General features: G+C 69.1%; 28 protein-coding genes and 1 pseudogene. 11 read left to right on the forward strand and 18 right to left on the reverse strand.

Features of this window, described 5'->3' with window-relative positions:
- Positions 1–280: 280 nt before the first annotated feature.
- Complete coding sequence (locus QF035_RS02290; RefSeq protein WP_307517778.1) at positions 281–1,690, forward strand: erythromycin esterase family protein; 1,410 nt, start codon at positions 281–283, stop codon at positions 1,688–1,690.
- 106 nt (positions 1,691–1,796) lie between these two features.
- On the opposite strand, the gene QF035_RS02295 is transcribed toward QF035_RS02290, so the two are convergent.
- The 4 genes from QF035_RS02295 to QF035_RS02310 form a co-directional block, all read right to left on the reverse strand.
- On the reverse strand, positions 1,797–2,357 hold the full coding sequence (locus tag QF035_RS02295; protein WP_307517779.1) for an alpha/beta fold hydrolase: 561 nt from the start codon (positions 2,355–2,357) through the stop codon (positions 1,797–1,799).
- Positions 2,358–2,361: 4 nt separating this feature from the next.
- Positions 2,362–2,631: an alpha/beta fold hydrolase gene (locus tag QF035_RS02300; RefSeq protein ID WP_307517781.1), complete on the reverse strand. Its 270-nt coding sequence runs from the start codon at positions 2,629–2,631 to the stop codon at positions 2,362–2,364.
- A gap of 26 nt (positions 2,632–2,657) precedes the next feature.
- Positions 2,658–3,230, reverse strand: coding sequence for a GNAT family N-acetyltransferase (locus QF035_RS02305; RefSeq protein ID WP_307517783.1), 573 nt, complete (start codon positions 3,228–3,230; stop codon positions 2,658–2,660).
- Positions 3,231–3,348: 118 nt separating this feature from the next.
- Positions 3,349–3,789 carry a winged helix-turn-helix transcriptional regulator gene (locus QF035_RS02310; RefSeq protein ID WP_307517785.1) on the reverse strand — a complete coding sequence of 147 codons (441 nt, stop codon included), beginning with the start codon at positions 3,787–3,789 and terminating at the stop codon, positions 3,349–3,351.
- A gap of 70 nt (positions 3,790–3,859) precedes the next feature.
- Between QF035_RS02310 and QF035_RS02315 the strand changes: the two genes are divergently transcribed.
- Positions 3,860–4,687 (forward strand): NAD(P)H-binding protein, encoded by an 828-nt coding sequence (locus QF035_RS02315; RefSeq protein ID WP_307517786.1) that lies wholly within the window; start codon positions 3,860–3,862, stop codon positions 4,685–4,687.
- 75 nt (positions 4,688–4,762) lie between these two features.
- On the opposite strand, the gene QF035_RS02320 is transcribed toward QF035_RS02315, so the two are convergent.
- The gene (locus tag QF035_RS02320) at positions 4,763–5,209 is read right to left on the reverse strand and encodes a GMC oxidoreductase (RefSeq protein WP_307530841.1); all 447 of its coding nucleotides are present in this window, start codon (positions 5,207–5,209) and stop codon (positions 4,763–4,765) included.
- Positions 5,210–5,658: 449 nt separating this feature from the next.
- Positions 5,659–6,381, reverse strand: coding sequence for a TetR/AcrR family transcriptional regulator (locus tag QF035_RS02325; protein ID WP_307517788.1), 723 nt, complete (start codon positions 6,379–6,381; stop codon positions 5,659–5,661).
- A 56-nt stretch (positions 6,382–6,437) separates the two neighbouring features.
- Between QF035_RS02325 and QF035_RS02330 the strand changes: the two genes are divergently transcribed.
- The 3 genes from QF035_RS02330 to QF035_RS02340 all read left to right on the forward strand — a co-directional run bounded on the left by QF035_RS02330 (position 6,438) and on the right by QF035_RS02340 (position 9,192).
- Positions 6,438–8,102 carry an FAD-dependent monooxygenase gene (locus QF035_RS02330; RefSeq protein WP_307530843.1) on the forward strand — a complete coding sequence of 555 codons (1,665 nt, stop codon included), beginning with the start codon at positions 6,438–6,440 and terminating at the stop codon, positions 8,100–8,102.
- 70 nt (positions 8,103–8,172) lie between these two features.
- Entirely contained in the window at positions 8,173–8,706 is a 534-nt protein-coding gene (locus QF035_RS02335) for a hypothetical protein (protein WP_307517789.1), read from the forward strand.
- 30 nt (positions 8,707–8,736) lie between these two features.
- The gene (locus QF035_RS02340) at positions 8,737–9,192 is read left to right on the forward strand and encodes a hypothetical protein (protein WP_307517790.1); all 456 of its coding nucleotides are present in this window, start codon (positions 8,737–8,739) and stop codon (positions 9,190–9,192) included.
- Positions 9,193–9,257: 65 nt separating this feature from the next.
- On the opposite strand, the gene sigJ is transcribed toward QF035_RS02340, so the two are convergent.
- On the reverse strand, positions 9,258–10,196 hold the full coding sequence (gene sigJ, locus QF035_RS02345; protein WP_307517791.1) for an RNA polymerase sigma factor SigJ: 939 nt from the start codon (positions 10,194–10,196) through the stop codon (positions 9,258–9,260).
- Positions 10,197–10,347: 151 nt separating this feature from the next.
- Between sigJ and QF035_RS02350 the strand changes: the two genes are divergently transcribed.
- A complete protein-coding gene (locus QF035_RS02350; protein WP_307517793.1) occupies positions 10,348–11,448 on the forward strand; it encodes an LUD domain-containing protein in 1,101 nt (366 codons plus the stop codon).
- Positions 11,449–11,513: 65 nt separating this feature from the next.
- Here the strand turns inward: QF035_RS02350 and QF035_RS02355 are convergent, their stop codons facing one another.
- Entirely contained in the window at positions 11,514–12,017 is a 504-nt protein-coding gene (locus QF035_RS02355) for a hypothetical protein (protein WP_307517794.1), read from the reverse strand.
- Between the two features lie 319 nt (positions 12,018–12,336).
- Here QF035_RS02355 and QF035_RS02360 point away from each other — a divergent pair, with 319 nt between their 5' ends.
- Positions 12,337–12,723, forward strand: coding sequence for a hypothetical protein (locus QF035_RS02360; RefSeq protein ID WP_307517795.1), 387 nt, complete (start codon positions 12,337–12,339; stop codon positions 12,721–12,723).
- A gap of 12 nt (positions 12,724–12,735) precedes the next feature.
- Here QF035_RS02360 and QF035_RS02365 read toward each other — a convergent pair whose 3' ends face one another.
- From QF035_RS02365 to QF035_RS02385, 5 genes and pseudogenes are all read right to left on the reverse strand, one after another.
- A complete protein-coding gene (locus QF035_RS02365) occupies positions 12,736–13,161 on the reverse strand; it encodes a VOC family protein (protein ID WP_307517796.1) in 426 nt (141 codons plus the stop codon).
- 107 nt (positions 13,162–13,268) lie between these two features.
- Positions 13,269–14,084 carry an N-formylglutamate amidohydrolase gene (locus tag QF035_RS02370; protein WP_307517797.1) on the reverse strand — a complete coding sequence of 272 codons (816 nt, stop codon included), beginning with the start codon at positions 14,082–14,084 and terminating at the stop codon, positions 13,269–13,271.
- Positions 14,085–14,247: 163 nt separating this feature from the next.
- Entirely contained in the window at positions 14,248–14,844 is a 597-nt protein-coding gene (locus QF035_RS02375) for a hypothetical protein (protein WP_307530845.1), read from the reverse strand.
- A gap of 342 nt (positions 14,845–15,186) precedes the next feature.
- Positions 15,187–15,799 (reverse strand): annotated as a pseudogene (locus tag QF035_RS02380) (IS5 family transposase); the annotation flags it as partial.
- 67 nt (positions 15,800–15,866) lie between these two features.
- Positions 15,867–16,082, reverse strand: coding sequence for a hypothetical protein (locus QF035_RS02385; RefSeq protein ID WP_307517798.1), 216 nt, complete (start codon positions 16,080–16,082; stop codon positions 15,867–15,869).
- Between the two features lie 308 nt (positions 16,083–16,390).
- Here QF035_RS02385 and QF035_RS02390 point away from each other — a divergent pair, with 308 nt between their 5' ends.
- From QF035_RS02390 to QF035_RS02400, 3 genes are all read left to right on the forward strand, one after another.
- Positions 16,391–16,729 (forward strand): PadR family transcriptional regulator, encoded by a 339-nt coding sequence (locus QF035_RS02390; RefSeq protein WP_307517799.1) that lies wholly within the window; start codon positions 16,391–16,393, stop codon positions 16,727–16,729.
- The gene (locus QF035_RS02395; protein ID WP_307517800.1) at positions 16,726–17,604 is read left to right on the forward strand and encodes a hypothetical protein; all 879 of its coding nucleotides are present in this window, start codon (positions 16,726–16,728) and stop codon (positions 17,602–17,604) included. Before QF035_RS02390 ends, QF035_RS02395 begins: the two co-directional genes overlap by 4 nt.
- Positions 17,605–17,730: 126 nt before the next feature.
- Positions 17,731–18,687, forward strand: coding sequence for a DUF4184 family protein (locus QF035_RS02400; RefSeq protein ID WP_307517802.1), 957 nt, complete (start codon positions 17,731–17,733; stop codon positions 18,685–18,687).
- A gap of 182 nt (positions 18,688–18,869) precedes the next feature.
- Here the strand turns inward: QF035_RS02400 and QF035_RS02405 are convergent, their stop codons facing one another.
- Positions 18,870–19,679 carry an alpha/beta fold hydrolase gene (locus QF035_RS02405; RefSeq protein ID WP_307517804.1) on the reverse strand — a complete coding sequence of 270 codons (810 nt, stop codon included), beginning with the start codon at positions 19,677–19,679 and terminating at the stop codon, positions 18,870–18,872.
- 46 nt (positions 19,680–19,725) lie between these two features.
- Complete coding sequence (locus tag QF035_RS02410) at positions 19,726–20,184, reverse strand: cupin domain-containing protein (protein ID WP_307517805.1); 459 nt, start codon at positions 20,182–20,184, stop codon at positions 19,726–19,728.
- A 135-nt stretch (positions 20,185–20,319) separates the two neighbouring features.
- Between QF035_RS02410 and QF035_RS02415 the strand changes: the two genes are divergently transcribed.
- A complete protein-coding gene (locus QF035_RS02415; RefSeq protein ID WP_307517807.1) occupies positions 20,320–20,925 on the forward strand; it encodes a TetR/AcrR family transcriptional regulator in 606 nt (201 codons plus the stop codon).
- Between the two features lie 38 nt (positions 20,926–20,963).
- Here the strand turns inward: QF035_RS02415 and QF035_RS02420 are convergent, their stop codons facing one another.
- The 3 genes from QF035_RS02420 to QF035_RS02430 form a co-directional block, all read right to left on the reverse strand.
- On the reverse strand, positions 20,964–21,569 hold the full coding sequence (locus QF035_RS02420; protein ID WP_307517809.1) for a response regulator: 606 nt from the start codon (positions 21,567–21,569) through the stop codon (positions 20,964–20,966).
- A gap of 63 nt (positions 21,570–21,632) precedes the next feature.
- Positions 21,633–21,902: a sensor histidine kinase gene (locus QF035_RS02425; RefSeq protein WP_307517811.1), complete on the reverse strand. Its 270-nt coding sequence runs from the start codon at positions 21,900–21,902 to the stop codon at positions 21,633–21,635.
- A gap of 240 nt (positions 21,903–22,142) precedes the next feature.
- Complete coding sequence (locus QF035_RS02430; RefSeq protein WP_189841929.1) at positions 22,143–22,616, reverse strand: carboxymuconolactone decarboxylase family protein; 474 nt, start codon at positions 22,614–22,616, stop codon at positions 22,143–22,145.
- Positions 22,617–22,638: the final 22 nt, after the last annotated feature.

Here is a 22,638-nt window from a genome sequence, read left to right on the forward strand (position 1 = left end):
GCGTCGCCGCAGCAGGTCAGCGGCGGGGACAAAAACCGCCGTCATACTGCGGGTGGACACCAGCGAGGCTGGAACCGTCCATCTGAAGAAGGCGCCCGACGTGAACACGGCGAAGGCGCCCGAGACCTGACAGACCGTCGACAATCTCGCCCGTGCCGCCCGCTACGACGACAGCGGCCGCAAGGTAGTGCCAGGAGTCCCGGCGGTAGTGCCTGCGGTACCCGGAGGTGGGCAGCGTATGGGTTGGAGACGACCCCTGTGCGCACGGGAATCTATAGCCATGACGCGACGCAAGGCAGTAATCATTCCCTCGGTCCTCCTCTCCCTCGGTGCCGTGGCGGTTGCCACTCCGGCCATCGGCGATGCCATGGACAAGTCATCGACTCCGGTTTCGGCCTCCGCTGGCCATGCCAAGACGTCAGCAACGGGGCGGCCCGCGGGCGGAGTGGTCGATGCCATCGAGCGCAGTGCCCACACATTGAGGACCACCGAGCCCGAAGGCAGTCTGCGGGACCTGGACGCGCTGGGCCGCATGGTCAAGGACGCCGAGGTGGTGGGTCTGGGTGAGGCCAGCCACGGATCGCAGGACTTCTTCCGCATGAAGCACCGGGTCTTCCGCTACCTGGTGGAGCAGAAGGGCTTCCGGACCTTCTCCCTTGAGCTTGCCTGGAGCAGCGGTCTGCGGCTCAACGACTACGTACTGAACGGCAAAGGCAACCTCAAGGACATAGCGAACGAGGAGTTCCAGGGGGCGTACCGGATCTGGAACAACCAGGACTACATCAACCTCATCGAGTGGATGCGGGACTACAACCGCCGGCACCCGAAGGACAAGGTGCAGTTCATGGGCAACGACATGGGCTACGCCGGGCCGGAGCTGTACGAGAAGGTGACCGACCAGGTGGCGCGCGAGTACCCGCAACTGCTGGAGCAGGTCACCGAGTTGTACCGCGGTCTGGCGCCGACCACCGACGCCGGCACCTACAGCGAGGACTACCTGAAGCTGCCACTGGCAGAACGCCAGGAGCGGGCGGAGCGGACCGGGAAGGTGTACGAGCTGCTCCGCAAGCAGCGCCCCGGCTCCGGTGCCGACCGGCAGGAACACCTGTGGACCGTGCAGCACGCCAGGGCCATCCACCAGATGGCCAAGGGCTACTCCCTCGACATCACCGACGAGGCCCAGGTCGCGGAGATGATGAGGCTCCGTGACCAGGTGATGGCGGAGAACGTGGCCTGGTGGAACAAGCACACCGGTGACCGGATCCTGCTGTCGGCGCACAACACGCACGTGTCGTACGACTCCTTCGACGAGCGGTATCCCAAGACCCAAGGGGCGTTCCTGCATGACGCGTTGGGCAGGAAGTACGTCAGCATCGGCTTCAGCTTCTTCAAGGGCTCCTTCAAGGCGTTCGGCACCGACGACAACGTGATGCGCACCTACCGCGTGGGGGCCGCGAAGCCCGGCTCCAACGAGGAGACCCTGGACAAGGTCCGCCAGGACGACTACATCCTCGACATGCGCACGGTTCCCAACTCCGCGCGCGCCTGGCTGGACAAGCCGCGTGTCACCTGGAACATCGGCGCCGGGTGGCCCGACCCCGTGACGTACAAGACCGCCCTCGGCCCGGCACACGACGTCCTCATCCACCTGAACGAGATCGAGGCCACCGAGTACCTGGGCAAGCCCTGACCCACAGGGTGTGGCGCGCGGGCGTCTTCCGGGCGCCCGCGCCGGCCTGCGTCCGCCGAGTTCGAGTCCGAAGGCCCGAGCGTCGCTCACATCGAAGTCGGGTCTCTTACTGCTCCCGGCGCAGGAAGTCGACGACCAGGTCCGTAGTCGCCTGCGGCTGCTCTTCTGTGATCCAGTGGCCGCAGTCCGGGATGACCGCGTCTTCGACGTTGTCGGCGACACACCGCGGCACCTCGCCGATCCCAGGGCCGAAGGTTGCTTCGCCGCCGAAGGCCAGGACCGGCATCTGAAGCCTGCCCTGTGCGAGGAACATCCTGTTGTCGGCCGCGTCCTGGGTGAACGCCAGGAACTGGGCGAAGCTCGCTCGCATTGTGCCGGGTTGAGCGTAGAGCGCCGCATAGTGCTCGCGCTTCGCCTCGTCGAACCGCTTCGGCTCCACGGAGAGTTCGTTCCAGAAGCGGTCGAGATGGATGCGCTCGCGGCCGGCGACCAGGCGCTCCATGTCGTGACCGCCGAAGCCGAAGTGCCACATGGCCGGATCCTGGGTGTTCTGATCCCAGGGCCCGATCCCGGGCAGCGGTGCGTCGATCGCCACCCATCGGCTCACTCGCTCGGGGTGGGTGGCGACAGCTGCGAAGCCGACCATGATGCCGATGTCGTGCGTCACCAGTTCAATCGAACGCACCCCCAGGGCGTCCAGGACACCCCCAGACGTCCGCCGCCTGGTTCTTCTTGTCGTAGCCGCCGTCAGGCTTCGACGAGAGGCCCAGCCCACGCAGGTCGGGCGCGATCACCATGTGGTCCTCGATGAGTGCACTCGCCAGATGACCCCACATGTCACCCGTTGTGCCAAAGCCGTGCAGCAGGACGACCGCTGGACCATGGCCGCCGACGCGCACGTGGATCTTGGCGACGTTGGTCTCGATCTCACGCGACTGCATGCCAAACCATGGATTCCCGCCGACCGTCAGCTCAGGTCGAGGCGCATCAGGATGCGGGGATGACCGGCCAGTACCGAGGTGGTGTCGGCGGCGTGGGTGAACCCGGCGCGTTCGAAGTTCTTGCGGAGCCCGGCGTACGCCATCGTCATGTCGACCTTGGCCTCGCCGTTGTCGAGGGGGTAGGCCTCGATCGCCGGTGCGCCCTGGGCACGGGCGTACTCGACCGCCCCGGCGATGAGAGCGTGCGAGATCCCCTGCTTCCGATGACCGGGGCGTACGCGGATGCACCACAGCGACCAGACCGCGAGGTCGTCGACGTGCGGGATCTTGCGGTTGCGCGCGAAGGAGGTGTCCGCGCGCGGCGCCACCGCGGCCCAGCCGACCGGCTCGTCGCCGTCGTAGGCGAGCACACCTGGAGGGGGTCCCGTACGGCACAGCTCGGCGACGTATTCACCTCGGGCCGGCCCTCGAAGCTCGTTGTTGAGCTTGGACGGGATCCGGTGGCTCAGGCACCAGCAGACGTTGGCCCCGGGCGACTTCGGGCCGACCAGGGTGCGGACGTCCTCGAAGACCGTAGCCGGGCGCACTTCGATCGTCATGGCACCACGATGGCACGGCGGGCGCGGTGACGCCGTGCGACCTTCCGGCAGCACGGCCCCGGTCCGGATCCGGTCCGAGGCCCGCCGGGTCCGGTGTCGGGCCCGCCGGACCGAGTGGTCAGCGAGCCTCCGGGTCCGGGTGGGCCGCGTCCCATGCCTCGTGGGAGGCGGCGATGGCCCGGCGATGGGCGATCGACCAGTCGGCGAGGGCCTTCACGAGGTGAGTCAGGCTGTGTCCCATCTCCGTCAACTCGTACTCGACCTGAGGCGGGACCGTGGGATACACCGTGCGCTTCACCAGGCCGTCGCGCTCGAGGCGGCGGACGGTGAGCGTGAGCATGCGCTGCGATATGCCGCCGGGGATGGCGCGCTGGAGCTCCTTGAACCGGCGGATGCCAGAGGCGAGTTCGACCACCACGTAGACGGACCACTTGTCACCGAGCCGGTCCAGCACGTCCCGGACACCGCACTCGTCCTGCGGTGTGTCGCAGACGATCACGGGTACGGCTGCCGCCGGGGCGGCCGCCGGGCTGGTTACCGCCATGTGCCCTGCTGACATGAAAGTGCCTCCTTATGCGATCGAGTTCCTCCGCTGAGGATGGAACCACACAGCTCAGGAGGGACTTCCCATGATCCTGCTCACCGGCGCCGCCGGGGCACTCGGAAAACTCGTCGCCCAGCGACTGGCCGTACGCGACGACGTGGTGCTCGGCACCCGCACACCCCGTTCCGCGGGCGAGCGCCGCGTCGACTTCGACGACCCTGCATCGCTCGACTTCACAGGTGTGGGCACCCTGTTGCTGATCTCCGCAGGATTCGGCGAGGACGACGTGGTCGTCGCCCGTCACGACGCGGCCATCACGGCAGCCGAGAAGGCGGGTGTGCGGCACGTCGTCTACACCAGCCTGAGCGGCGACGGCGACCACCTCGCCTACGCGCTCCCCCATCGCTGGACCGAACGCAGAATCCGGCAGAGCAGCTTGGAGTGGACGATCCTGCGCAATGGCCTGTACGCCGAGTTCCTCGCCGCCATCGCCGCCCCGGGCCCCGACGGGGCCATCACCGCGCCACTGGGCTCGGGGCGTCTGGCCGCCGTCGCCCGCGCGGATCTCGCGGAAGTGGCCGCTCGCGTGGTGAGCGCCCCGGAGCAGCACGCGGGCCGAACGTACGAGCTTGTCGGCGAGGAAGCCCTCGGCGGTTCGGAGCTGGCGGCTGCGGCCGACGGCTCCTACGAGCCCGGCTCACTCGCCCGAGCCCGGGAAACGATCGCTGCGGCCGGAGAGGCGCTGCCCTATCAGTTGCCGATGCTGGTGGGGACGTACTCGGCGATCGCGGCCGGCTTCCTGGACGGGACGGGCATCGAACTCAACGCGCTGCGCGGGCTGTTGGAGCGGGAGCCGCGGTCCGCTCTGGAGGCGTACGCGGCCTCGGTCGGCGCGGCCCGCTCGGCGGCGTAGACGAATCCGCGCCGACATCGTCCCGCCTCAACGGCCGTTCCCCCGCAGTGCTGTCGGGGAACCGCCGCGTCGACGTCAGACCGAGGTGTCCTGGGTGAAGTGGTCGGCGATGAGTTCGGCGACCATGATCACGGTGACGTTGGTGGCCACGGCGGGGACGTCGGGCAGGATCGAGGCGTCGACCACTCTGAGGCCGGACACTCCTCGCACACATCCGCGGAAGTCCACGACGGCGTGAGCGTCGGTGTCGGGCCCCATGGGCGCGGTGGCATACAGGCGGTGCGGGTACGGCTTGACGTGGGCGCGCAGGTACGCGGCCACGTCTGTGTCCGTTGTGACGGCGGGGCCGGGGGCGATTTCGTTGAGGCCCGGTGAGCGCATCGGGGCGGTGTCAGCGAGCTCCCGGCCGAGAGCGATCGCCTCCGTCATCTTGTGCATGTCCTCGGGGTCGTCGAGCAGGCCGGGGCGGGACGGCCGGGTCTGTGCTTGCCAGTTGGAGGGTGACGTGGGCGTCGGGTTCAGGGCGAGTGACGGAGATCAGGAAGCCGAGTCCGCTGCCGTGCGGGTAGGCGTCGGACCGTACGAGGTGGCTCGGAGCGATCTGCAGGTCGAGTTCGTCGGCTCGGGCGAGCGAGCTGCGCGTCGTCAGCAGGACCGAGACCGGGGGCGTGGTCGCACCGAGTTGTTCGGCCCCCGCGCTGAACAGCACGCAGGCGCAGGGGTGTTCACGCAGACGGCGGCCGACCGGCGGATGGGTGACGACGTCGACGCCAAGCCGCTTGCTCCCGATGGCCGACGGCGTCACCCTCGCTCGCAAGCGGTAGCCCTGAGGCTGCGGCCGACCCCGACAGGGGCGTACGCGCGCCCACATCCCGATCACTCTGAGAGCGCCCGCCGGTGGGTCCTGCCTGCGGGCGCGGTTCGCTCAACTGCAGTTCGCCTGCCCAAGGAAGTGGGAGGGCGTCGTCGGGCTAGCGGCGGGCCAGGCCGTCGACCATCAGGGCGAGGGTGAAGTCGAACCGGTCGTGGCCCTCGCCGGCGGTGAGCTCGGCGGCGTGGCGGGTGGTGTGCGGGAAGGTCTCGGCAGGCAGGGCGGCAAACCGGCGTAGCAGTTCGTCGCGGTCGTGGACCCAGACGGCGTCGTCATCTGCTGATCTCTGGCGCGCGATCGACACCTCGAGGCAGTAGGCGGCCACATACAGCAAAAGGGCGTCGATCGCCCAGGCGGCGGCCTGAGGGGCGACGCCGCCGGCGAGCAGGATGGCCAGCATTCCTTCGCTGACGCGCACGGTCTCGAGGTCGGTGGGGGCCATGGCGAGCGCGGCACGGGAGATTCCGGGGTACTTCAGGTACTGGTCGCGGATCTGGGCGCACACACAGCGGACCTGCTCCCGCCAGGCCGCGGGGTCGGGCTCGGGCAGTACGAGCTCGGCGCACAGCCGTCCGATGAGCAGCTCGTCGAGGTCGGCCTTGTTCACCACGTGGGCGTAGAGCGAGGCGGGTCCGGTGTCGAGCGCTCCGGCCAGTCGGCGCATGGTCAGTGCCTCGTAGCCCTCTGTGGCGATGACGCCCAGAGCGGTGTCGATGACCTGCTCCACGGTGATCGGGGCCTTGCGGCGCCGCGGCCTGGGGCTTGCTTCGGCCTCGGGGTTCGGCGGCTGGTGGCGCGCCGCGCGTCGCTCTCTCGGGTTCACGGAGTCATCATAGCTTGACTCGAACAGCGTTCGTAGATAGAACGGTGTTCGTGACGATGGATGCGAAGCAGGACGTGGACGTGACCGTGGTGGGAGCCGGGCCGGTGGGCCTCATGCTCGCCGCCGAGCTGGCGCTCTCCGGGGCGACGGTGCAGGTGATCGAGCGACTGGCCGAGCCGGCCGAGGCAATGAAGGCGGGGTCGATCAATGTGCCGACGGCCGAGGCGCTCGACCGCCGAGGCCTGTTGCCTGCTGCCGAGCAGGTGCAGCGGGAGATTCTTGAGCGGGTGGGTTCGTTCGCGCCCAAGAACGGCGACCGGCGGCCCGGTGGCGGCGCGCAGCCCGGCGGAAACCGGCAGCCCGGTGGTGATCAACAGCCCGGTGGCGGCCGGCGACCACCCGACTCGCGGTTCACCGGGCATTTCGCGGGGATGGTCCTCGACGCCGACCTCGTGGACTGGTCCGATTCCGACCTCGCCGCGCACACCGCGGTCACCGGAGCGCGGATGGTGCCGCAGCGTGAGCTGGAGGAGCTGCTGGCCGGCCATGTCGCGCGACTCGGGATACCGGTGCGTCGCGGAGTGGAGGTCACCGCGCTCCAAGACACCGGCGACGGCGTGCTCGTCGACAGCACTGCCGGTCCGGTGCGCACCGGGTGGCTGGTCGGGTGCGACGGCGGGCGCAGCACCGTGCGACGCCTCGCGGGCATCGAGTTCCCCGGCACCGACCCCGAACTCACCGGGCACCTGGCGCTCGTCGACATAGCCGACCCGGAGAAACTCGCGGACGGCTGGGCGTGGTCGACCCGTGGGGCGTACCGCTATGGGCCACAGCCCGGGCGGGTGGTCACCGTGGAGTTCGACGGCGCTCTCAACGACCTCCCGCACGCTCGGCTTCGCTCGCGCGGAAGGACCCCCAGGGAGCCGGTCACCCTTGAAGAGGTGCAGACCAGTCTGCGCCGGGTCTCGGGCACCGACGTCACACTGACCGCGCTGCGCGCCACCGCGACCCGCTGGACCGACAACGCCCGCCAGGCCGCGGCCTACCGATCGGGACGGGTGCTGCTGGCCGGCGACGCCGCGCACGTGCACTCGCCGTTCGGCGGTCAGGGGCTCAATCTCGGGGTCGGCGACGCGATGAACCTCGGGTGGAAGCTCGGTGCCGTGGTCGCCGGATGGGCACCCGAAGGACTGCTCGACACCTACGACACCGAGCGTCGTCCGCTCGGCGCTTGGGTGTTGGACTGGACGCGGGCCCAGATCGGGGTGATGCGCGGGGACGCCAAGTCGGCCGCGCTCCGGGAGGTCGTCGCCGATCTGCTGAGCACTCGGGACGGCACGACCTACGCGGTCAAGAAGATCTCCGGAGCCGACCAGCGCATCGACCTGCCCGGCGACCACCCACTGATCGGCCGCTACGTCCCCGACGTATGGCTGAAGGACGGCTCCCGTCTGGTCGACCACCGTCACGGCGGCGGATTCCTGCTGCTCGACCGCACTCCGGACGGCGCATTCGCCCGCCTCGCCGAGGCCTGGGCCGGGCGAGTGACCAGCGTGACCGACGACAACGCGACGCCGACGGGGGTGTTGGTGCGCCCGGACGGGGTGGTCGCCTGGGCCTCCGACACCACCGGCATCTCCGCCGTCACCGGCCTCGAAGCCGCCCTGCGCCGGTGGACCGGCACGCCCTCGTCCTCACCCGATCACGTGCCGGTGGGCTGAACCCCTGTCCGTGTCTCCCTCGACAGCCATCGGGCGCGTCTCTCCCAGGGCACCTTCATAGGATCCTGGCGTGTTCAACTTCGGGATCGAAACCTACCGGCCCCAATGGCTGAACGGTCGCTCTGCGATCGTGGCGGGCCACGGCCGGCAGCTGCGCGCACTCATCGGCCGACCGTTGACCCGCGCCTGGCTGGTCTGGGACGTCCAGGACAACGAGTGGTTCTCCGACTGCCCCGTCCTGCTCGACTTCACCGGTGAACAGGTCGAGATCAACCACCGGAAGTTCGACGACGTCTCGATCACCTGGAACACGGTCGATCCCCACCAGCCGGTCAGATGGCCCGGCTTCGATCTCCAGTGGCGGTCCGACATGCGCCGCGAGCTGCACGCCCTCGAAGGCCAGGCCCTTCAGGACGTCGAGCTCCTCGAATGGACCGGCACAGACATGGCCCAGGGAACAGTCGCTGTCAGCTTTCGCTTCCCCCACAGCCAACTGACCATCGCCAACGCCCTCGACGAGAACGAGCTGGCCTTCGGGCCACCCGAGTCGCCCTACCGGCGTCACTCACTGCACCAGAACACCCGCCCAGGACAAGGCCGGTAGGCCCCCATACGAGCATGACAACATGCGATCATGCCCGTCCCGCACCCCAACGGGGAGTACGCGATCACCGCGATGTACTCGGTCCCCGATGACGCCTGGTACCTGGAACTGGATCTCGTTGCCGGGCAACGAACTCTTGTGACCGCGATCGTCCCTGACGAGGACCCGGCTCGGGAGCCGACGGTGTGTTTCGACCCCGGCGGGCAACACGTCGACGTCTCGTACGAGGTCATGCGGTGGTTCATGGACCAGGTCGACGAGGAGGTCCGCACGTCCCGCGCCTGGATGCTGCTGCGGCCCGAACTCGTCGAGGCCATTTACCGATTGCGCCAGGAGTACATGGGTGTCGTCGACGATGACGACTTTCCTGATGTCCTGACAGAGGTGCGCGTCGCGGTCCCCGCGGCCGACCTCCCGGCCGTTCTTGCGGCCGCCTTCGGGCGGAAGCCCGACGGAACCACCTTGGACCATCCAGGGCGTGTTTGAGATGTGGGCTCGGTGCGGGTCGGTGCTGGTCATGATCCGATCGCTGCGGTGTTCCGGACCGTTTCTCAGCCGATCCGCCAGGGACGGAGCTTCTCGGGGTTTCGCACCGCCCAGATGTGTCTGATCCGGTCGCCCGCGAGCTCGAACGCGAACACGGTAGCGATGTCGCCGTCCTGCCGTGCCACCAGGCCGGGCAGGCCGTTGACCGTGCACTCCAGGAATGTCGTGCGGTGGCCCGACACACGGGCGATCTCGGCGTAGGCATGTGCGATCTGCTCACCGCCCACGATCGGGAGCAGATGGGTGACGGCCAGGCCGCCGCCGTCGGCGGTCGCGGTGGCATCGGGGTCGAGCAGGCTGATCAGGGCATCGATGTCCTTGGCCTGCCATGCCGTTCTGAACTGCCTGACGATCCTGGCCTGCCCGGCACTCGGGCCCGCCGGGGACTGCGCGGTGCGGACGCGCCGTCGGGCGGACGAGGCCAGTTGGCGGCACGCCGCCGGAGTGCGGCCGACGATCTCGGCGACCTCACCGAAGGGGTAGCGGAAGACGTCGTGCAGGACGAACGCGACGCGCTCGGCCGGGGCCATCGAATCGAGGACGACCAGGAACGCCATCGTCACCGACTCGTCCAGGGTGACCCGGTCGGCCGGGTCGATGTCACCGGCGCCGGAGCGCCCGGTGATCCACTCCGTGGGCTCCGGCAGCGGTTCCGGGATCCAGTCGCCCACGTACGTCTCCCGCCTGGCCCGCGCCGAGCCGAGCAGGTTCAGACAGATACGGCTGGCGACCGTCATCAGCCAGGCACCGGGCGACTCGATGGCCTGCCGCTCCTGTGCGGACATGGCGTACCAGCGGGCGTAGGTCTCCTGCACGACGTCCTCGGCGTCGGCAAGGGACCCGAGGAGTCGATAGCCGAGGTTGATCAACTGGCGCCGCTCGCTCATGATCGCGCTGAGGCCCGGATCGCTGTGGTCGTCGCCTGGCTCGGCTCTGCTCGTCATGGTCCGGCGGTCTCCCTCGCTCGGTTCTGTCGCCTCTACCCGTTACGACAGAACAGCTCGCCGGAATGTGAGGTCGCCGCGCCACCTCACATTCCGCAGGGCTGCGTTGTCGTACCGGTGAGGACGACAACAGGACCGAGAGGTGATTCCGATGAACGACTTCCAGGCCATCGCGGACCGCGTCGAGATAGAGGCGCTGCGTGGCGAGTTCACCGACACGGCGATGATGCGCGACCGACCCCGCATGGCGTCGCTGTTCACACCGGACGGCGCCCTGCGCATGCCCAACATCCCCGTCGAACTGGTCGGCCGCGAGGAGATCCGTGCCGGGGGCGAGCGGCTGCAGAGCCAGTGGGACTTCTTCGTGCAGACCACACACCCCGGCACCATCCTGCTCGACGGCGACACCGCGACCGGCCGCGCCTACATCCAGGAACTCGCGCGCACCCTCGACGGACGCCAGGGTCTGAACTACGCCGTCTACCACGACCGCTACCAGCGCACCGCGGAGGGCTGGAAGTTCGCCGAGCGGGTGTACGAGGTCAGGTACCTCGACACCTCCCCGCTGGCGGGTACGGCGCCCCACGCGGGGCAGGGCTCCGGGACCAACCCGGCAGACGCCACGGCCGCCCCGGCTCCGGCCGCGTCCTTCGCCGACCCGGCATCGGCCGAACGACTGGAGCGGGCAGCCGCCGCGCTGCGGGCGGCCGGCTTCGCCGCCGAGATCCTCGACGACGCCGCGGCCGCGCGCTCCCGCATCAAGGACCTGGTCCCCGAGGGCGCCAGCGTGCTCACCGGAGCCAGCGAAACCCTCCGGCTGTCCGGCATCGACGAGGACATCAACGCCGGCGGCCGGTACGACGCCATCAGGCCGCGCGTCCTGGCCATCGACCGTGCCACCGGCGCCGACGAGATCCGAAGGCTGGTCACCGGACCCGACTTCGTCGTCAACAGCGTCGCCGCGGTCACCGAGACCGGCTCGCTCGTTCTTGCCTCGGGCAGCGGCAGCCAACTCCCCGCCAACGCGGGCGGCGCCGCCAACGCGGTCTGGATCGTCGGCGCGCAGAAGGTGGTCCCCGACCTGAGCACTGCGCTGCACCGCGTCGAGGAGCACGCCCTCCCGCTGGAGAACGCGCGCGCCCAGGCGGCGTACGGGATGCCCAGCGCCGTCAACCGCCTGCTCATCCTCAACGCGGAGACCCGCCCGGGGCGCGGCACCGTGCTGCTCCTCCGAGAGGCCATAGGATACTGACCCGCGGCCCGGGGTCGTTGGGCTCCGGACTCAGGGCGAGTCATTGACGGCGGCGACAACGCGCTTCAGCCGCAGTACGTGTTGCTCAACAGCGTGTTGATCCGCTTGCCGTCAGCCGTGGTCACCTTGTGGTTACCGGTGCTGAAGCGCCGGGCGGCGACCTGGTCCGGGTTGGCGACGTTTCGTTGGAGGTCGGCGCACTGGGCATCGGCCTTGGCAATGTCCTCGGGTGCGCCCAGTGCGGGGTCGATGTAGCGCAGGTTGCCTTGGACCGCGACGACGCGTGCCGCGCGAAACGCCTCGTCCACCTGGGCGCTCGCGTCCGTGGGAGGAGTCGTCGGAAGACTGTCATCGGTGGGGCGGGACGAGGTGCTCGGACTCTCGTCGGGCGTGACGTCCGGATCCGGCGACTGCGTGGCTGCCGTCGCCGACGTCCGGGGCGCGCTCGATCGGTCCTGGGCGGTCTTGTCCGTACCGTCGCTCCCGCACCCTGCCAGCAGTAGTGCTACACCGGCGGTGAGGAGCGCGACAAGGACGTCCGGGCGTCGAGTGGAAGGCATCTGGCGCATGGGCTCCGCTCCACGGTCAGGACCGATGGCTGTTCTGGGCGAGCTCATGGTGAAGTACGGTGCCCGGGACCGCTCCCGGGCGCGAGAACTCGCACCGGCGGCCGACCGGACCGCCGGGCAGCGCGTCGGCCGCCCTACCGACAACGCCAGCCCAACTCGGCTCCCACCAGGATCAGTTGGGTCACAAGGCGTGACTCGCGGGCGGTCCGGCGGGCATCATCTGTGGGTGCACCGGGGGTACGGACACCGTCAAGGGTGTACGCACTCGACCCGCGGCAACGCGCCAGGTCTGCACGCACCCACCAATGGAGCCGTCCTCATGATCGAGTCCGAGCTGAAGCGAGCCCTGCACCCCCATCTGCGCAAGGAGACGTTGAAGGTGGCCCTGTCCGGGTACCTCGGGGCCGGTTTCCGGCGTGCCGTCCTCGGGGTGACAGACCGTCGGGTGCTTCTGGTCAAGAGCGCCTACTGGTCGGTCAGCGACAAGGGGCTCCTGTGGGCGGATCCGCTCGACGAGGTGGCCCTGGGCAACAGACCCAACGAGCTGCACATGAACGGCGCCTACACCGGCAACACGTACGTCCGCATACGCCGCGCGGACGGCAGCACGTTCCGCCTCAACCCCCGTACGAGCTTCATCGGCGGGAGTGACGACACCCGGCGCAGCGTGGAAACCCTGTACTCGTCGGTCAAGGGCCGCTTCTGATCCCACCCCCGCTCAGAAGACCAACTCGCCGATGCCCAGCAGGTTTCCCTCGCTGTCACGGAACCAGGCGCCGCGTTCGCCCCGTGCGCCCTTGCTCGGGTAGTTCCCCTCGATCTCGGCGATGCCGTTCCTGGTGCGGAATCCGGGAGCGTCGACCTCCTCGAACACCACGCCACGCCGCTTGAGTTCCGATACGACTGTCTCGATGTCGTCGACCTCCAACGCCATCTGGGTGAAGGTCCCGGGCGAGGCTCCCGTCGATTGGAACACGACGAAGTCCACGCCCGCGCACCGATACAACAGCCCACCGGGCCGCTCGTCGACGGGCTCCAGACCCAGTTGCTCGGAATAGAAGCGCCGTGCCCGGTCCAGGTCCTGGGCCGGAAGCCTCGTCGCCAAACGTGCCCCGGCCAGAATGTTTCTGTCGTCTGCGTTCATGTCTCCACTGTGCCGCGAGCAGCGGTCGGACGGGCGGAGGCGACAGCTGCGAGCCATGGCGCACGCCATGTGGAACCGCGCCCGTTCGTGGTGGAGGCAGGTCTGCGTCAGGCGCGCACCGCGCCAACCGTACTCACCATGTCGACCAGGTCGGCGAGCGCGTTCGCGAGGGCATCGAGGCCGGGACCCGCCGGGCCGCCCGGCTCGGACATGTAGACGTCCCGCCGGATCTCGATCATCAGGGCGCTGACCCGGGGGTCGTTCCCGTAGAACTTGAGCGGGACGTACGTCCCCTCGAAGGGGCTGTTGACGCCCGTGCCGCCGAAGCCCGCGAACGCCTTCTCGGCGTGGGCCAGCAGGTCAGCCGGGGTGTGGAAGGCGTCCCGGCCCAGGCAGATGGGCGGCCGGGGACCGTCACCGTGCAGTTCGTAGGGCAGGCGCTCGGTCGGGTAGGAGTGGACGTCGATGATCACGGCCCGTCCGACTGCTTCCAGCCGCTGTGTCACGGCGTCCGTGACGGCGGCCGCGTACGGGTGGAAGTAGCGCTCGACGAGCGACTGTCCGTCGTGGTCGGCCGGGCGGAGGTCCTCCCGGTGCGTCGTCCGGGTGTAGACCGCGCCCATCCCGACGGCCAGCATCTCCTCACGCTCGTCCGGAAACCGTTCGGGGTCGACGACCAGGCGAGACAACTGGTTGACGAACTGCCAGGGCACGGCGGCGCAGCGTTCGGCTGCCGTCGACGCGATCCGGGCCGTGTGCGAGTCGGTGATGAGGTCCAACTCCCGTTCCAGGTCGGCATCTTCGAGCAAGATGCCGCTTCGCACATCCGGCGGGATCACCCGTGAGGAGTGCGGGACGTGCAGGAGGACAGGGGAGTCCGGCGCGCCGGCCACGAGACGGTAGGAAGCCGACACGTCGTTCATTCAGGAGTCCTCGATGCGGGCGCGTGGGAGTGGCGGTGGGAGCGGGTGCGGTCGTGCGTCAGGGCAGGTGCACCCTTCCTACTACACCAACCGGCCGAGCCGGAGGGTGCGTGGGCCGCGCGGCGGACCGGCGGGAGTGGCCAACCCTCCAGCAGGGTCCGGGTTACAGGCCGTCGCGGACCATGGCGGCGACGATCTGGACGTGGCGATTGGCCCCCGTGCTGGAGAACTCGTTCTCGTAGTTCAGGCCGTAGGGCCAGAAGTGGCCGCCGCCGGTGGACAACGTGGCACCCGAACCGTCGAACTGCTTGACGAGGGCCGTGGCCTGCGCTCCACGCCAGGTACCGCTGCCTCCGAGGGAGGACCTGCCGGAGCTCGTGCCCACGCCGATGGTGTGGGCGATCTCGTGCAGCGCGGTCCGCTCGGTCATGTAGCCGCGGTTGCCGAAGCGGATGGTTCCGTTGATGTTGCCGTCGGCCGTGGGGACGGCCGGGTCGTAGCGGACGGTGATGGTCTTGCCGAGGTCGCTCACGTTGTTGTACCGGGCCACCGCGGCGTTCAGGGCGGTCGTGATGAGGTTGTAGGCCGTCTGCTGGTCCTGGGTGGGGTTGGCGGCCCGTTCGAGGGTCCAGGTGATGGTGGCCGCCGCCATCTGTTCCTTGGGGGCCGGGGCGGCCTGGGGTGCGGCCTGCGCGACGCCGGGCCCGACCAGTAAGGCTCCCGTCAGCGCGGCTATGGCCACCTTCCTTCGCCAGGGCATGGTCGCTCGCTCGGTGGGCTCCGGGGTCTGTCGTGGGCTCATGGAGAAGGACTCCTGTGTGTGTGGGGGGAGGTGGAGGTTGGGCTGTCGGGGGTGCGGAGATGACGGCTTGAACGGTCCACGCCGTGGCCGATATTTCAAGCATTGTTCGAGATCCCGATCATACGTAGTGCTGTCGGAACCTCCGCCAGTATCCAGTCGCTGACAGCGCCATCAAGTGGCCCAGCCCATCCGCCACTTCCCCGGTTTGCTACGCTCCCGTCGCTGCCTGTGGGGGAAGTCCGGTGAGAGTCCGGCGCTGACCCGCAACGGTGTGCGTGGCGAACCCGTGGTTCGTCGCGTGAGCCCGATCGCCCGTAGGTGGTGCGACCCGTTGACTGCTCGCCGTGGACTGCGAGAGGGGACCGCACGGCCGGTGTGTCGTACGGGCTGCCTGCGGCCAAGCCGTTCACTCGAGTCGATGCCCTTGCGGGCGATCCGGACGCCGATGCGCTTGCCCCATAACCATCGTCGAAGGTGGGGTACGTCGTACGCCTTGTCGGCATGCAGGCGTTGCGGCTTTGAATCGGCCGCATGGGATTCGTGTCCCATGTGGAAATGGGCCACCATCGGCTTCAGTGCCTGGCTGTCGTGAGTGTTGGCCGCGGAGAGTCCGACGCGTAGGGGCAGTCCGTTCGCGTCGGACAGGACGTGCACCTTGGAACCGGGCCTGCCCCGGTCCACGGGGCTCGGACCTGTAAGTTCGCCCCCTTCTTAGCGCGGACATGAGCTGAGTCGAGGACCGCACGGGACAGGTCGACCAGGTCCTCCTCGTCCAGGAGCTGGAGAACTTTCTGGTGCAGTCGGCCCCAGACCCGGCGCGGGACCAGATGGCGAAGCGGCGATGCACAGTCGACTTCGACTCTCCGAAGCACGGCGGCAGGGCCCGCCAGGCGCAACCACTGACGAGCACGTGATACGTAGAGTGTCGCCACCCACAAGCCGTCGAAATTGGGCACTCTCAATTTTTTCAACCCGATGGGCTAACTCAGCAGCCCATCCTTGCGTTCTTCCTTCGCGGTCATTCGAGCTGAATCCCACCAAACCAGCAGTGTGACGAATAGCGCCAACACTCCCGCTACCACAGCCAGCAGGTCGATGAGTGCCGCATCAGCCAGACCCTCGCAGGCAATGCGAACGAGGCTGTAGCCGCAGAAGAGCGTGCCAACGACCAGGCCTGCGATGATCCACTTACGCACAGAGCGGTCCCTGCGCACCCCTGGGAGACTCATAGAGCCATCATCTCCGGATCGAGGTCGCCGCACTCGCACTCAGCGGAATCGGTAGTGGTGGGGCCAATTTGGTCGCGGGCTGGGAGCTCGTCGTCGTCGGGGCATTTGCGGGTGGAGCAGCATCGCGTACAGCCCGGTTGCGCCTCTGAGATCGTCCTGCACCACAGTGCGCGGCGCGAACTCCAGGTCACCACCGATACGAACATCAGTCGTATTACCTAAGACCATGTAGGACACGGTCCAAGAAGGTCCGTCGGACGGAATACTCTGCTGGTATGAGTGAACGAGGAATGCAGGAGCTGGCCCTGCTGCTGCTGACGGCGCTGGCGGATGCACCTCGGCACGGATATGCCGTCGCCCAGGAGGTCAAAGCCATCACGGACGGCCGGGTGGTGCCGCGTACCGGGGCGCTGTACGGGGCGCTGGACCGGCTGCTGGCGGAGGGTTTGATCCAGGTGGAGCGTGAGGAAGTGGTGGGCGGCCGGGCACGCCGGATCTTCGCCCTCGCTCCCGCCGGGCGGGAGCGGCTGGAGGCCGAGGCGGAGCGGCTGGCCGCCACCGCCCGGGAGGTCAGACGGCGTCTGGACACCGGCGGGGCGGCGGCACTGACGTGACCGATCCACTGCTCCGTCTGTATCCAGCCACGTACCGGGCGGCCTGCGGGCAGGAAATCGTCGATGTGCACCGGGAGATGACGGCGGACATGCCCCGCGCGGCCCGGCTGCGCGCGGACGCCGACCTGGCCGCGCACGCCGTACGGGTTCGGCTGGGCCTCGACTCGGCGTCGCCCGCGGGACGCTTCTTCGCCCTGGCTGCGCCGTTCGCTCTGGCGGCAGGTGCGGTGGACAGCGGACTGCACCTGACGCGCTGGTACGCGGGACTCGTTCGCTCGCCGGCCCCGATGTGGATCCAGCTCTCCACGATGGATGCCGCCCAGGCCGCGTACCTGCTGCTGTCACTGTTGGTGTGCCTCGGCGCGGTCATCGCCTTGACCGGGCGGTGGCTGCCGGGTGCGGGTCTGGCCGTGTGCGGGTTGCTGGGGACGGCAGTGCAGCGGGTTGTCGCCACACCAGCGCCCGGCGAGGGGGCGGTCGCTCCCGTCGCCGCGGCCCTGCTGACCACCGCCGTGGTGCTCAGCTGCCCTCCTGATCGACGCGGCAACAGGCAACTGTCCACGGCAGCCGGAGTGATGGCGGCCGCGGCATGGTTTCCCGTCGTGGTCGTGGACACCGGAGCCTTCGGCGTGACGACGGACTACGGCGCCTGGCCGATGCTGGTACTCGCGCTCACGGGAGCCGTCCTCGCCCTGCGCGCGCGTTCCTCCGGTCTGCGTGAGCTCGGTGCGATGGCGGTGGCCTCTTCGCCTCTGGTCGCCCACGCCTACACGGATGCCTGGCTCGAGGTCCGGCCCGTACTGGGACTGTTCCTTCTGCTGCCGATCGCGGCGGCGCTCACCGCGTGCTTCCAGGTGGTTCGCCGCCGGCGCTGACACAGCCGCATCGCTCAGGCCGACGGCCATCGGCGATTCACCCACGCTTGCAATAGTCCGTTGAAGTGAATACTCTCCCCGATGTTCTATTCGTGAGTTCCTTCCGGGCCAGAGAAGATCACCGAATTGCCGTTCACCGTGTCTCATCCCGCCGCCGTGCTGCCGCTGATGCGCCGGCCGTTCGTTCCGGCTGCTCTGGCCGCGGGTTCCGTGGCGCCCGACGTCCCGTACTTCCTCGCCCGCATCGGCGTTTCGGAGACCAGCCCTGAGGACTGGTACGGGCCGCTCCTCAATGCCACGGAGACCCACTCGTTCGATGCGGGCCTGTTGGTCAACCTGCCTCTTGCCGTCGGCTTGGTCGCCGTCTACGGGATGCTGCGCGCGCCGGTCACCGCCCTGCTGCCGTCGGGCCTCGGCCTTCCGGAACCCGAGCGAGTGCACGGCCTGCGAGCCAGGGCCCGACACGTGATGTGGTTGCTGGCCTCCGCACTGATCGGCGTCGCCTCCCACCTGGCGTGGGACTCCTTCACGCACGGCGACGGCTTCCTGGTCACGCACGTGGAGGCGCTGCAAGCTTCGACCCTGGGGGGCCTGACGGTCGCTCGGCTGTTGCAGTACGTGAGTACGGTCTTCGGCCTGGCGGCCGTCGCCGTGCATCTCTGGCGGCGTCGCGGCCGACTGCGTACTCGGGGTGGCACCGTGGCCCGCCTGGGTCCTGCCATGCGGTGGAGCGTGGTGGGTCTGCTGGTCCTGTCACCCGTGCTGGGCGGTGCCGTGGATGCCCGCGCCGACTTCAATGCCTACCGCCATGTGACCGAAGTGGACTACAGCCGCCCCAACACCGTCGCCCTGGGAGACGGTGCGAGCGAGACCACGTACCCCTCCAGGACGGTCCGGGCTCCCTGGGGCACCGTCACCGAAGGTGTACTGACCGGAGTCGCCACAAGAGCGGGGGCCGCCTTCGCGGTCACCCTGTTGCTGTATGCCACTGCCTGGCAGATCGGGGATGTCACCCGCCGCCCGACGAGGAGGACCAGCTCCGCGCTGTCGGTCCGGTCCCCCACACCGCCGTCCTCTGGATGACCCGCTGCCTCACCGCGACCGTCCAGCGGGGGCGGGCGCTGCGCGCCGGACCTGCGCGGTGTGTTCTCCCGGAGTCTCAGCCGTCGGTCTGGGCGGCCTCCCAGGCGCGGTAGTGCTGCTCAGGGGCGTAGGTGAAGGAGGCGTGGAGAGGACGAAGACGCGGCACGCGGCCCTTCCGGCAGTCAGTGCTGCAGCCGGTCAGTGTCGTGGGCGTCGGCGAAGTCCCAGAGCACCGGCAGGAGTTGCTCCGGTGTCTCGGCTTGGGGCATGTGGCCGGTGCCCTCCAGCAGACGGAACTCCGCGTCGGGGATGGCCTGTGCGTACGCGCGTCCGTAGTCGGCGTCCACGACCTGGTCGCTCGCACCCCACGCGACCAGGGTGGGGTGGGCGACCTTGGCCAGGCGGTCGGTCAGGGTGGGGTCGGCCATGGCGTTCGGGCCCGAATAGACCTGCAGGGTGGCCCGGTTGGCGGCCATCACCGTACGTTGCGCCTCGGTCAGCGTGCTGGGGTCGAAGCGGAACTTCGAGGGGTCATGGAAGGACAGGCGGGACAGTTCGGCGGGCGTCAGGGAGAAGGTGTCGGCTATCGGGTGGCCGGGAGCCTGGATGCCGACGGCATTGACGAGGATGACGCCGCTGATCCGGTCGCTGCCCAGGGCCGCCAGTTCGGCGGCGATCCAGCCGCCGATCGAGTTGCCGACGACGGCGACGCCCCGCAGGTCGAGTGCGTCGAGCAGCCGCGCGTAGACCTGGGCCAGGGTCGTGACGTCGGTCAGCCAGTCGGGGCGGTCGGTGCCGTCGAAGCCGGGGTGGACCGGGGTGAACACCCTGGCCGGCCGCTGCTCGGCCAGGAGTCCGGCGAACGGCGCGACGGTCTGCGGGCCACCGCCTCCGTGCAGGAGCAGGAAGGGGCGCCCCCGCTGTCCGTGGAGGTCGACGGCGACGTCGAGGGTGCCCTGGTCGAGCGGGATGGTGTGGGTGCTACGGGTCATTCGGTGCTCCTCAAGTGTGCGGTGCGGGAAGGAAGATGGGGCGCCGTCACGCGAAGTCGGTTGCGGGGACGGTGGCGTAACGGCTCATCACCTCGACCGTCGACTCCGGGGTCAGCTCCCGGCCGCCTGCGATCATGTTCCGCAGGTCGCGGAAGTACTGGACGTACAGGTCGGGTGTGAAGGTGTTTAGCATCACCGCGGGTGTGTCGCCGAGGTTGGCGAAGGTGTGCGGGGCGCCGGGCGGGATCATGGCGAGCGTGCCGGCCGGGGCGACGCGGGTCGTCTCCCCGATGGTGAAGTGCACGGTGCCGGAGACGACGTAGAAGCCCTCGTCGTGCTGGGCGTGGCGGTGCTGCGGCGGGCCCTGGGTGTGCGGGGCGAGGGTGATCTCCCCGATTCCGAGGCGGTGCCCGGTGGTGGTGCCGTCCTCGAGGATGCGCATCCGCGTGGGGCCCAGTTGGATCGTCTCGCCACCGTCCGGGCCGACCACCGAAACCGTACTCATAGTTCCTCCTGCGCGAATCCTTCGTGAGAGTTGACTCTCACGAGAGTAGAGACGTCGAGTCTCGTTATGCAAGTGAACTCTCATAATGAGTGTCGACTGCTAAAATGTGGGTGAGCCAACAGGAGGAGTGCCACGATGACGGCGCAGGCGGGTACCGGCCGCACCAACCAGAAGCAGCGCACACGGATGGCGATCGTGGCGGCCGCCCGGGAACTCATCGGCACGGGCGCCGAGGTGACCATGCCCGCGATCGCTCGGGCGGCCCTGGTCTCGGAGGCGACCGCCTACCGGTACTTCCCCGATCTCCCCTCGCTGATCAGCGAGGCCCTCGCCGGTGTCTGGCCGCCCCCCGCCGAGGCGCTCGCACCGGTCGCGGACTCCTCCGACCCCGTCGAACGCGTCGCTTTCGCCTGCGAGTTCCTGCTGCGCGGCATCCACGCACGCCAGGGCTCGGTCCGCGCGATGATCGCCGCCACCATCACCCGGCCCGAGACGGTGACCACACGCCCCGGCATCCGCTTCGGGCTCATCGACCATGCGCTCCTCCCCCTGGAGGGCACCCTCGGCGCGACGGACCCGGACGTCTTCGCCCAGCTCAAGAGGGACCTCGCGGTGGTCGTGAGCGCCGAGGCGTTCTTCACGCTCACCGATCTGTGCGGCCTCGCCCCCGACGAGGCCATCGCCAGTGCCGTACGGACCGCGACCACCCTCACCGAGGCGGCAGTGCGCTCGATCGCGTAACGCGCGTTGCGGCCGACCGCCCGGAGTGCCGCGGATCGCTAGTCGTGGCCCTCGGCAAGACGGAAGTCGTCGTCGACCAGGCCCAGTCGGTGGGCCACGACCGCCGCCTGGACACGGTTGCGCAGTCTCAGCTTGTCCGTGACGGAGGCAACGTGGGTCTTGACCGTGGTCACGCCGAGGTGAAGGGTCTCGGCGATCTCCGCGTTGGACTGTCCGACGCCGACGAGGGTGAGTACGTCTCGTTCGCGGGGCGTGAGGGTTGCCAGAATCGCCGGGTCGGTCGCGTCGCCGGTGACGTCCTGGTGGTGCGACTGGACGGCGCGCCGGACGACGCGCGCCATGACCGCGGGGGCGAGAAGCGACTCGCCCTGCGCGGCTCGCCGTACGGCGGAGAGCATCGCGTCGGGCTCGCCGTCCTTCAGCAGATAGCCGACGGCTCCGGCGCGCAGGGCACCGTAGACCTCGGCGTCGTCGTCGAAGGTCGTGAGCATCACGATGCGCGTTGCGGGGAGAGTCTTGAGGATCCGGCGGGTCGCCTCAATACCGTCGACTCGTGGCATGCGCAGGTCCATGAGGATGACGTCCGGGCGCAGCCGCTCAGCCATGCGTACGGCTTCGAGCCCGTCCGTGGCCTCGCCGACCACGTCTTCCCCGGCCGTACGCAGCGGCCCGCACGAGGGTCTGGTCGTCGACGACGAGTACGCGGATCATGAGCGGGCTCCCAGGGGCAGCGTGACGCGCAGTCGCCAGCCGCCGGTGTGGGTGGGGCCGGCGGCGAGGGTGCCGCCGAGGATCTCCACGCGTTCACGCATCCCTGCCAGGCCGTGCCCCGACGCCGGCAGAGTGGGGTACGGGCCGACCGGTCCGGAGTTGGCCACTTCCACCGACAGTTGGGTGTCGTCGACGTCCACGACGGTTTCGACCTCGGCGCCGGGGCCGGCGTGCTTGAGCGCGTTGGTGAGGGCCTCCTGCACCACGCGGGCGGCCGTGACCCGGAGCGTGAGCGGTCGCTCTGGCCTACGTACTGTCCCGAGGCTGGCAGGCCTGGCAACCCGGCACCACCTACCCGACCCAAGGGGACACGACGGTTGCCTCCGGAGGGCAGACATCGTCGCCCGCGCCCGTCCTTCAGCCCCCGGTCCCCGGATAGGTCCTCAACTGCCTTGCCCCTTGGGGCCCGTGAGAAGCAGTCACGGGCCCCGGTCGGCTGCCCCTCGTTACCCGAACTGCCCGGGCTGGTAGTCGCCGGCGGGCTGCTGGACCATGACGTTGAGGCGGTTGAAGGCGTTGATGATGGCGATGATCGACACCAGAGAGGCGAGCTGCTCCTCGTCGTAGTACTTGGCGGCGTTCGCCCAGGCCTCGTCCGTGACCCCACCAGCCGCGTCGGCGATGCGGGTGCCCTGTTCCGTCAGTTCCAGGGCCGCGCGCTCGGCATCGGTGAACACCGTGGCCTCACGCCAGGCCGCGACCAGGTTCAGACGCACCGAGGTCTCCCCCGCGTGGGCCGCGTCCTTGGTGTGCATGTCGGTGCAGAAGCCGCAGCCGTTGATCTGGCTGGCCCGGAGCCTCACCAGCTCCTGGGTCGCGGCCGGCACTGTCGACTCCCCCATCACCTTGCCCGCCGTGACGATGTGCTTCAGGGACTTGACTGCGAGCGGGATGTCGAAGAGGTTCAAACGGGCTTCCATGATGCACTCCTTGCCGTTGCTG

The sequence above is a fragment of the Streptomyces umbrinus genome (genome assembly GCF_030817415.1).
Taxonomy (GTDB): Bacteria; Actinomycetota; Actinomycetes; order Streptomycetales; family Streptomycetaceae; genus Streptomyces; species Streptomyces umbrinus_A.

What these genes read in the sequence shown, in the direction of transcription:
- QF035_RS02290 (WP_307517778.1), top strand. Translation starts at nt 281, where the DNA reads ATGACGCGACGCAAGGCAGTAATCATTCCCTCGGTCCTCCTCTCCCTC.
- QF035_RS02300 (WP_307517781.1), bottom strand. Translation starts at nt 2,631, where the DNA reads ATGCAGTCGCGTGAGATCGAGACCAACGTCGCCAAGATCCACGTGCGC.
- QF035_RS02305 (WP_307517783.1), bottom strand. Translation starts at nt 3,230, where the DNA reads ATGACGATCGAAGTGCGCCCGGCTACGGTCTTCGAGGACGTCCGCACC.
- QF035_RS02310 (WP_307517785.1), bottom strand. Translation starts at nt 3,789, where the DNA reads ATGTCAGCAGGGCACATGGCGGTAACCAGCCCGGCGGCCGCCCCGGCG.
- QF035_RS02315 (WP_307517786.1), top strand. Translation starts at nt 3,860, where the DNA reads ATGATCCTGCTCACCGGCGCCGCCGGGGCACTCGGAAAACTCGTCGCC.
- QF035_RS02330 (WP_307530843.1), top strand. Translation starts at nt 6,438, where the DNA reads ATGGATGCGAAGCAGGACGTGGACGTGACCGTGGTGGGAGCCGGGCCG.
- QF035_RS02340 (WP_307517790.1), top strand. Translation starts at nt 8,737, where the DNA reads ATGCCCGTCCCGCACCCCAACGGGGAGTACGCGATCACCGCGATGTAC.
- sigJ (WP_307517791.1), bottom strand. Translation starts at nt 10,196, where the DNA reads ATGACGAGCAGAGCCGAGCCAGGCGACGACCACAGCGATCCGGGCCTC.
- QF035_RS02350 (WP_307517793.1), top strand. Translation starts at nt 10,348, where the DNA reads ATGAACGACTTCCAGGCCATCGCGGACCGCGTCGAGATAGAGGCGCTG.
- QF035_RS02355 (WP_307517794.1), bottom strand. Translation starts at nt 12,017, where the DNA reads ATGCGCCAGATGCCTTCCACTCGACGCCCGGACGTCCTTGTCGCGCTC.
- QF035_RS02360 (WP_307517795.1), top strand. Translation starts at nt 12,337, where the DNA reads ATGATCGAGTCCGAGCTGAAGCGAGCCCTGCACCCCCATCTGCGCAAG.
- QF035_RS02365 (WP_307517796.1), bottom strand. Translation starts at nt 13,161, where the DNA reads ATGAACGCAGACGACAGAAACATTCTGGCCGGGGCACGTTTGGCGACG.
- QF035_RS02370 (WP_307517797.1), bottom strand. Translation starts at nt 14,084, where the DNA reads ATGAACGACGTGTCGGCTTCCTACCGTCTCGTGGCCGGCGCGCCGGAC.
- QF035_RS02375 (WP_307530845.1), bottom strand. Translation starts at nt 14,844, where the DNA reads ATGCCCTGGCGAAGGAAGGTGGCCATAGCCGCGCTGACGGGAGCCTTA.
- QF035_RS02390 (WP_307517799.1), top strand. Translation starts at nt 16,391, where the DNA reads ATGAGTGAACGAGGAATGCAGGAGCTGGCCCTGCTGCTGCTGACGGCG.
- QF035_RS02405 (WP_307517804.1), bottom strand. Translation starts at nt 19,679, where the DNA reads ATGACCCGTAGCACCCACACCATCCCGCTCGACCAGGGCACCCTCGAC.
- QF035_RS02410 (WP_307517805.1), bottom strand. Translation starts at nt 20,184, where the DNA reads ATGAGTACGGTTTCGGTGGTCGGCCCGGACGGTGGCGAGACGATCCAA.
- QF035_RS02415 (WP_307517807.1), top strand. Translation starts at nt 20,320, where the DNA reads ATGACGGCGCAGGCGGGTACCGGCCGCACCAACCAGAAGCAGCGCACA.
- QF035_RS02430 (WP_189841929.1), bottom strand. Translation starts at nt 22,616, where the DNA reads ATGGAAGCCCGTTTGAACCTCTTCGACATCCCGCTCGCAGTCAAGTCC.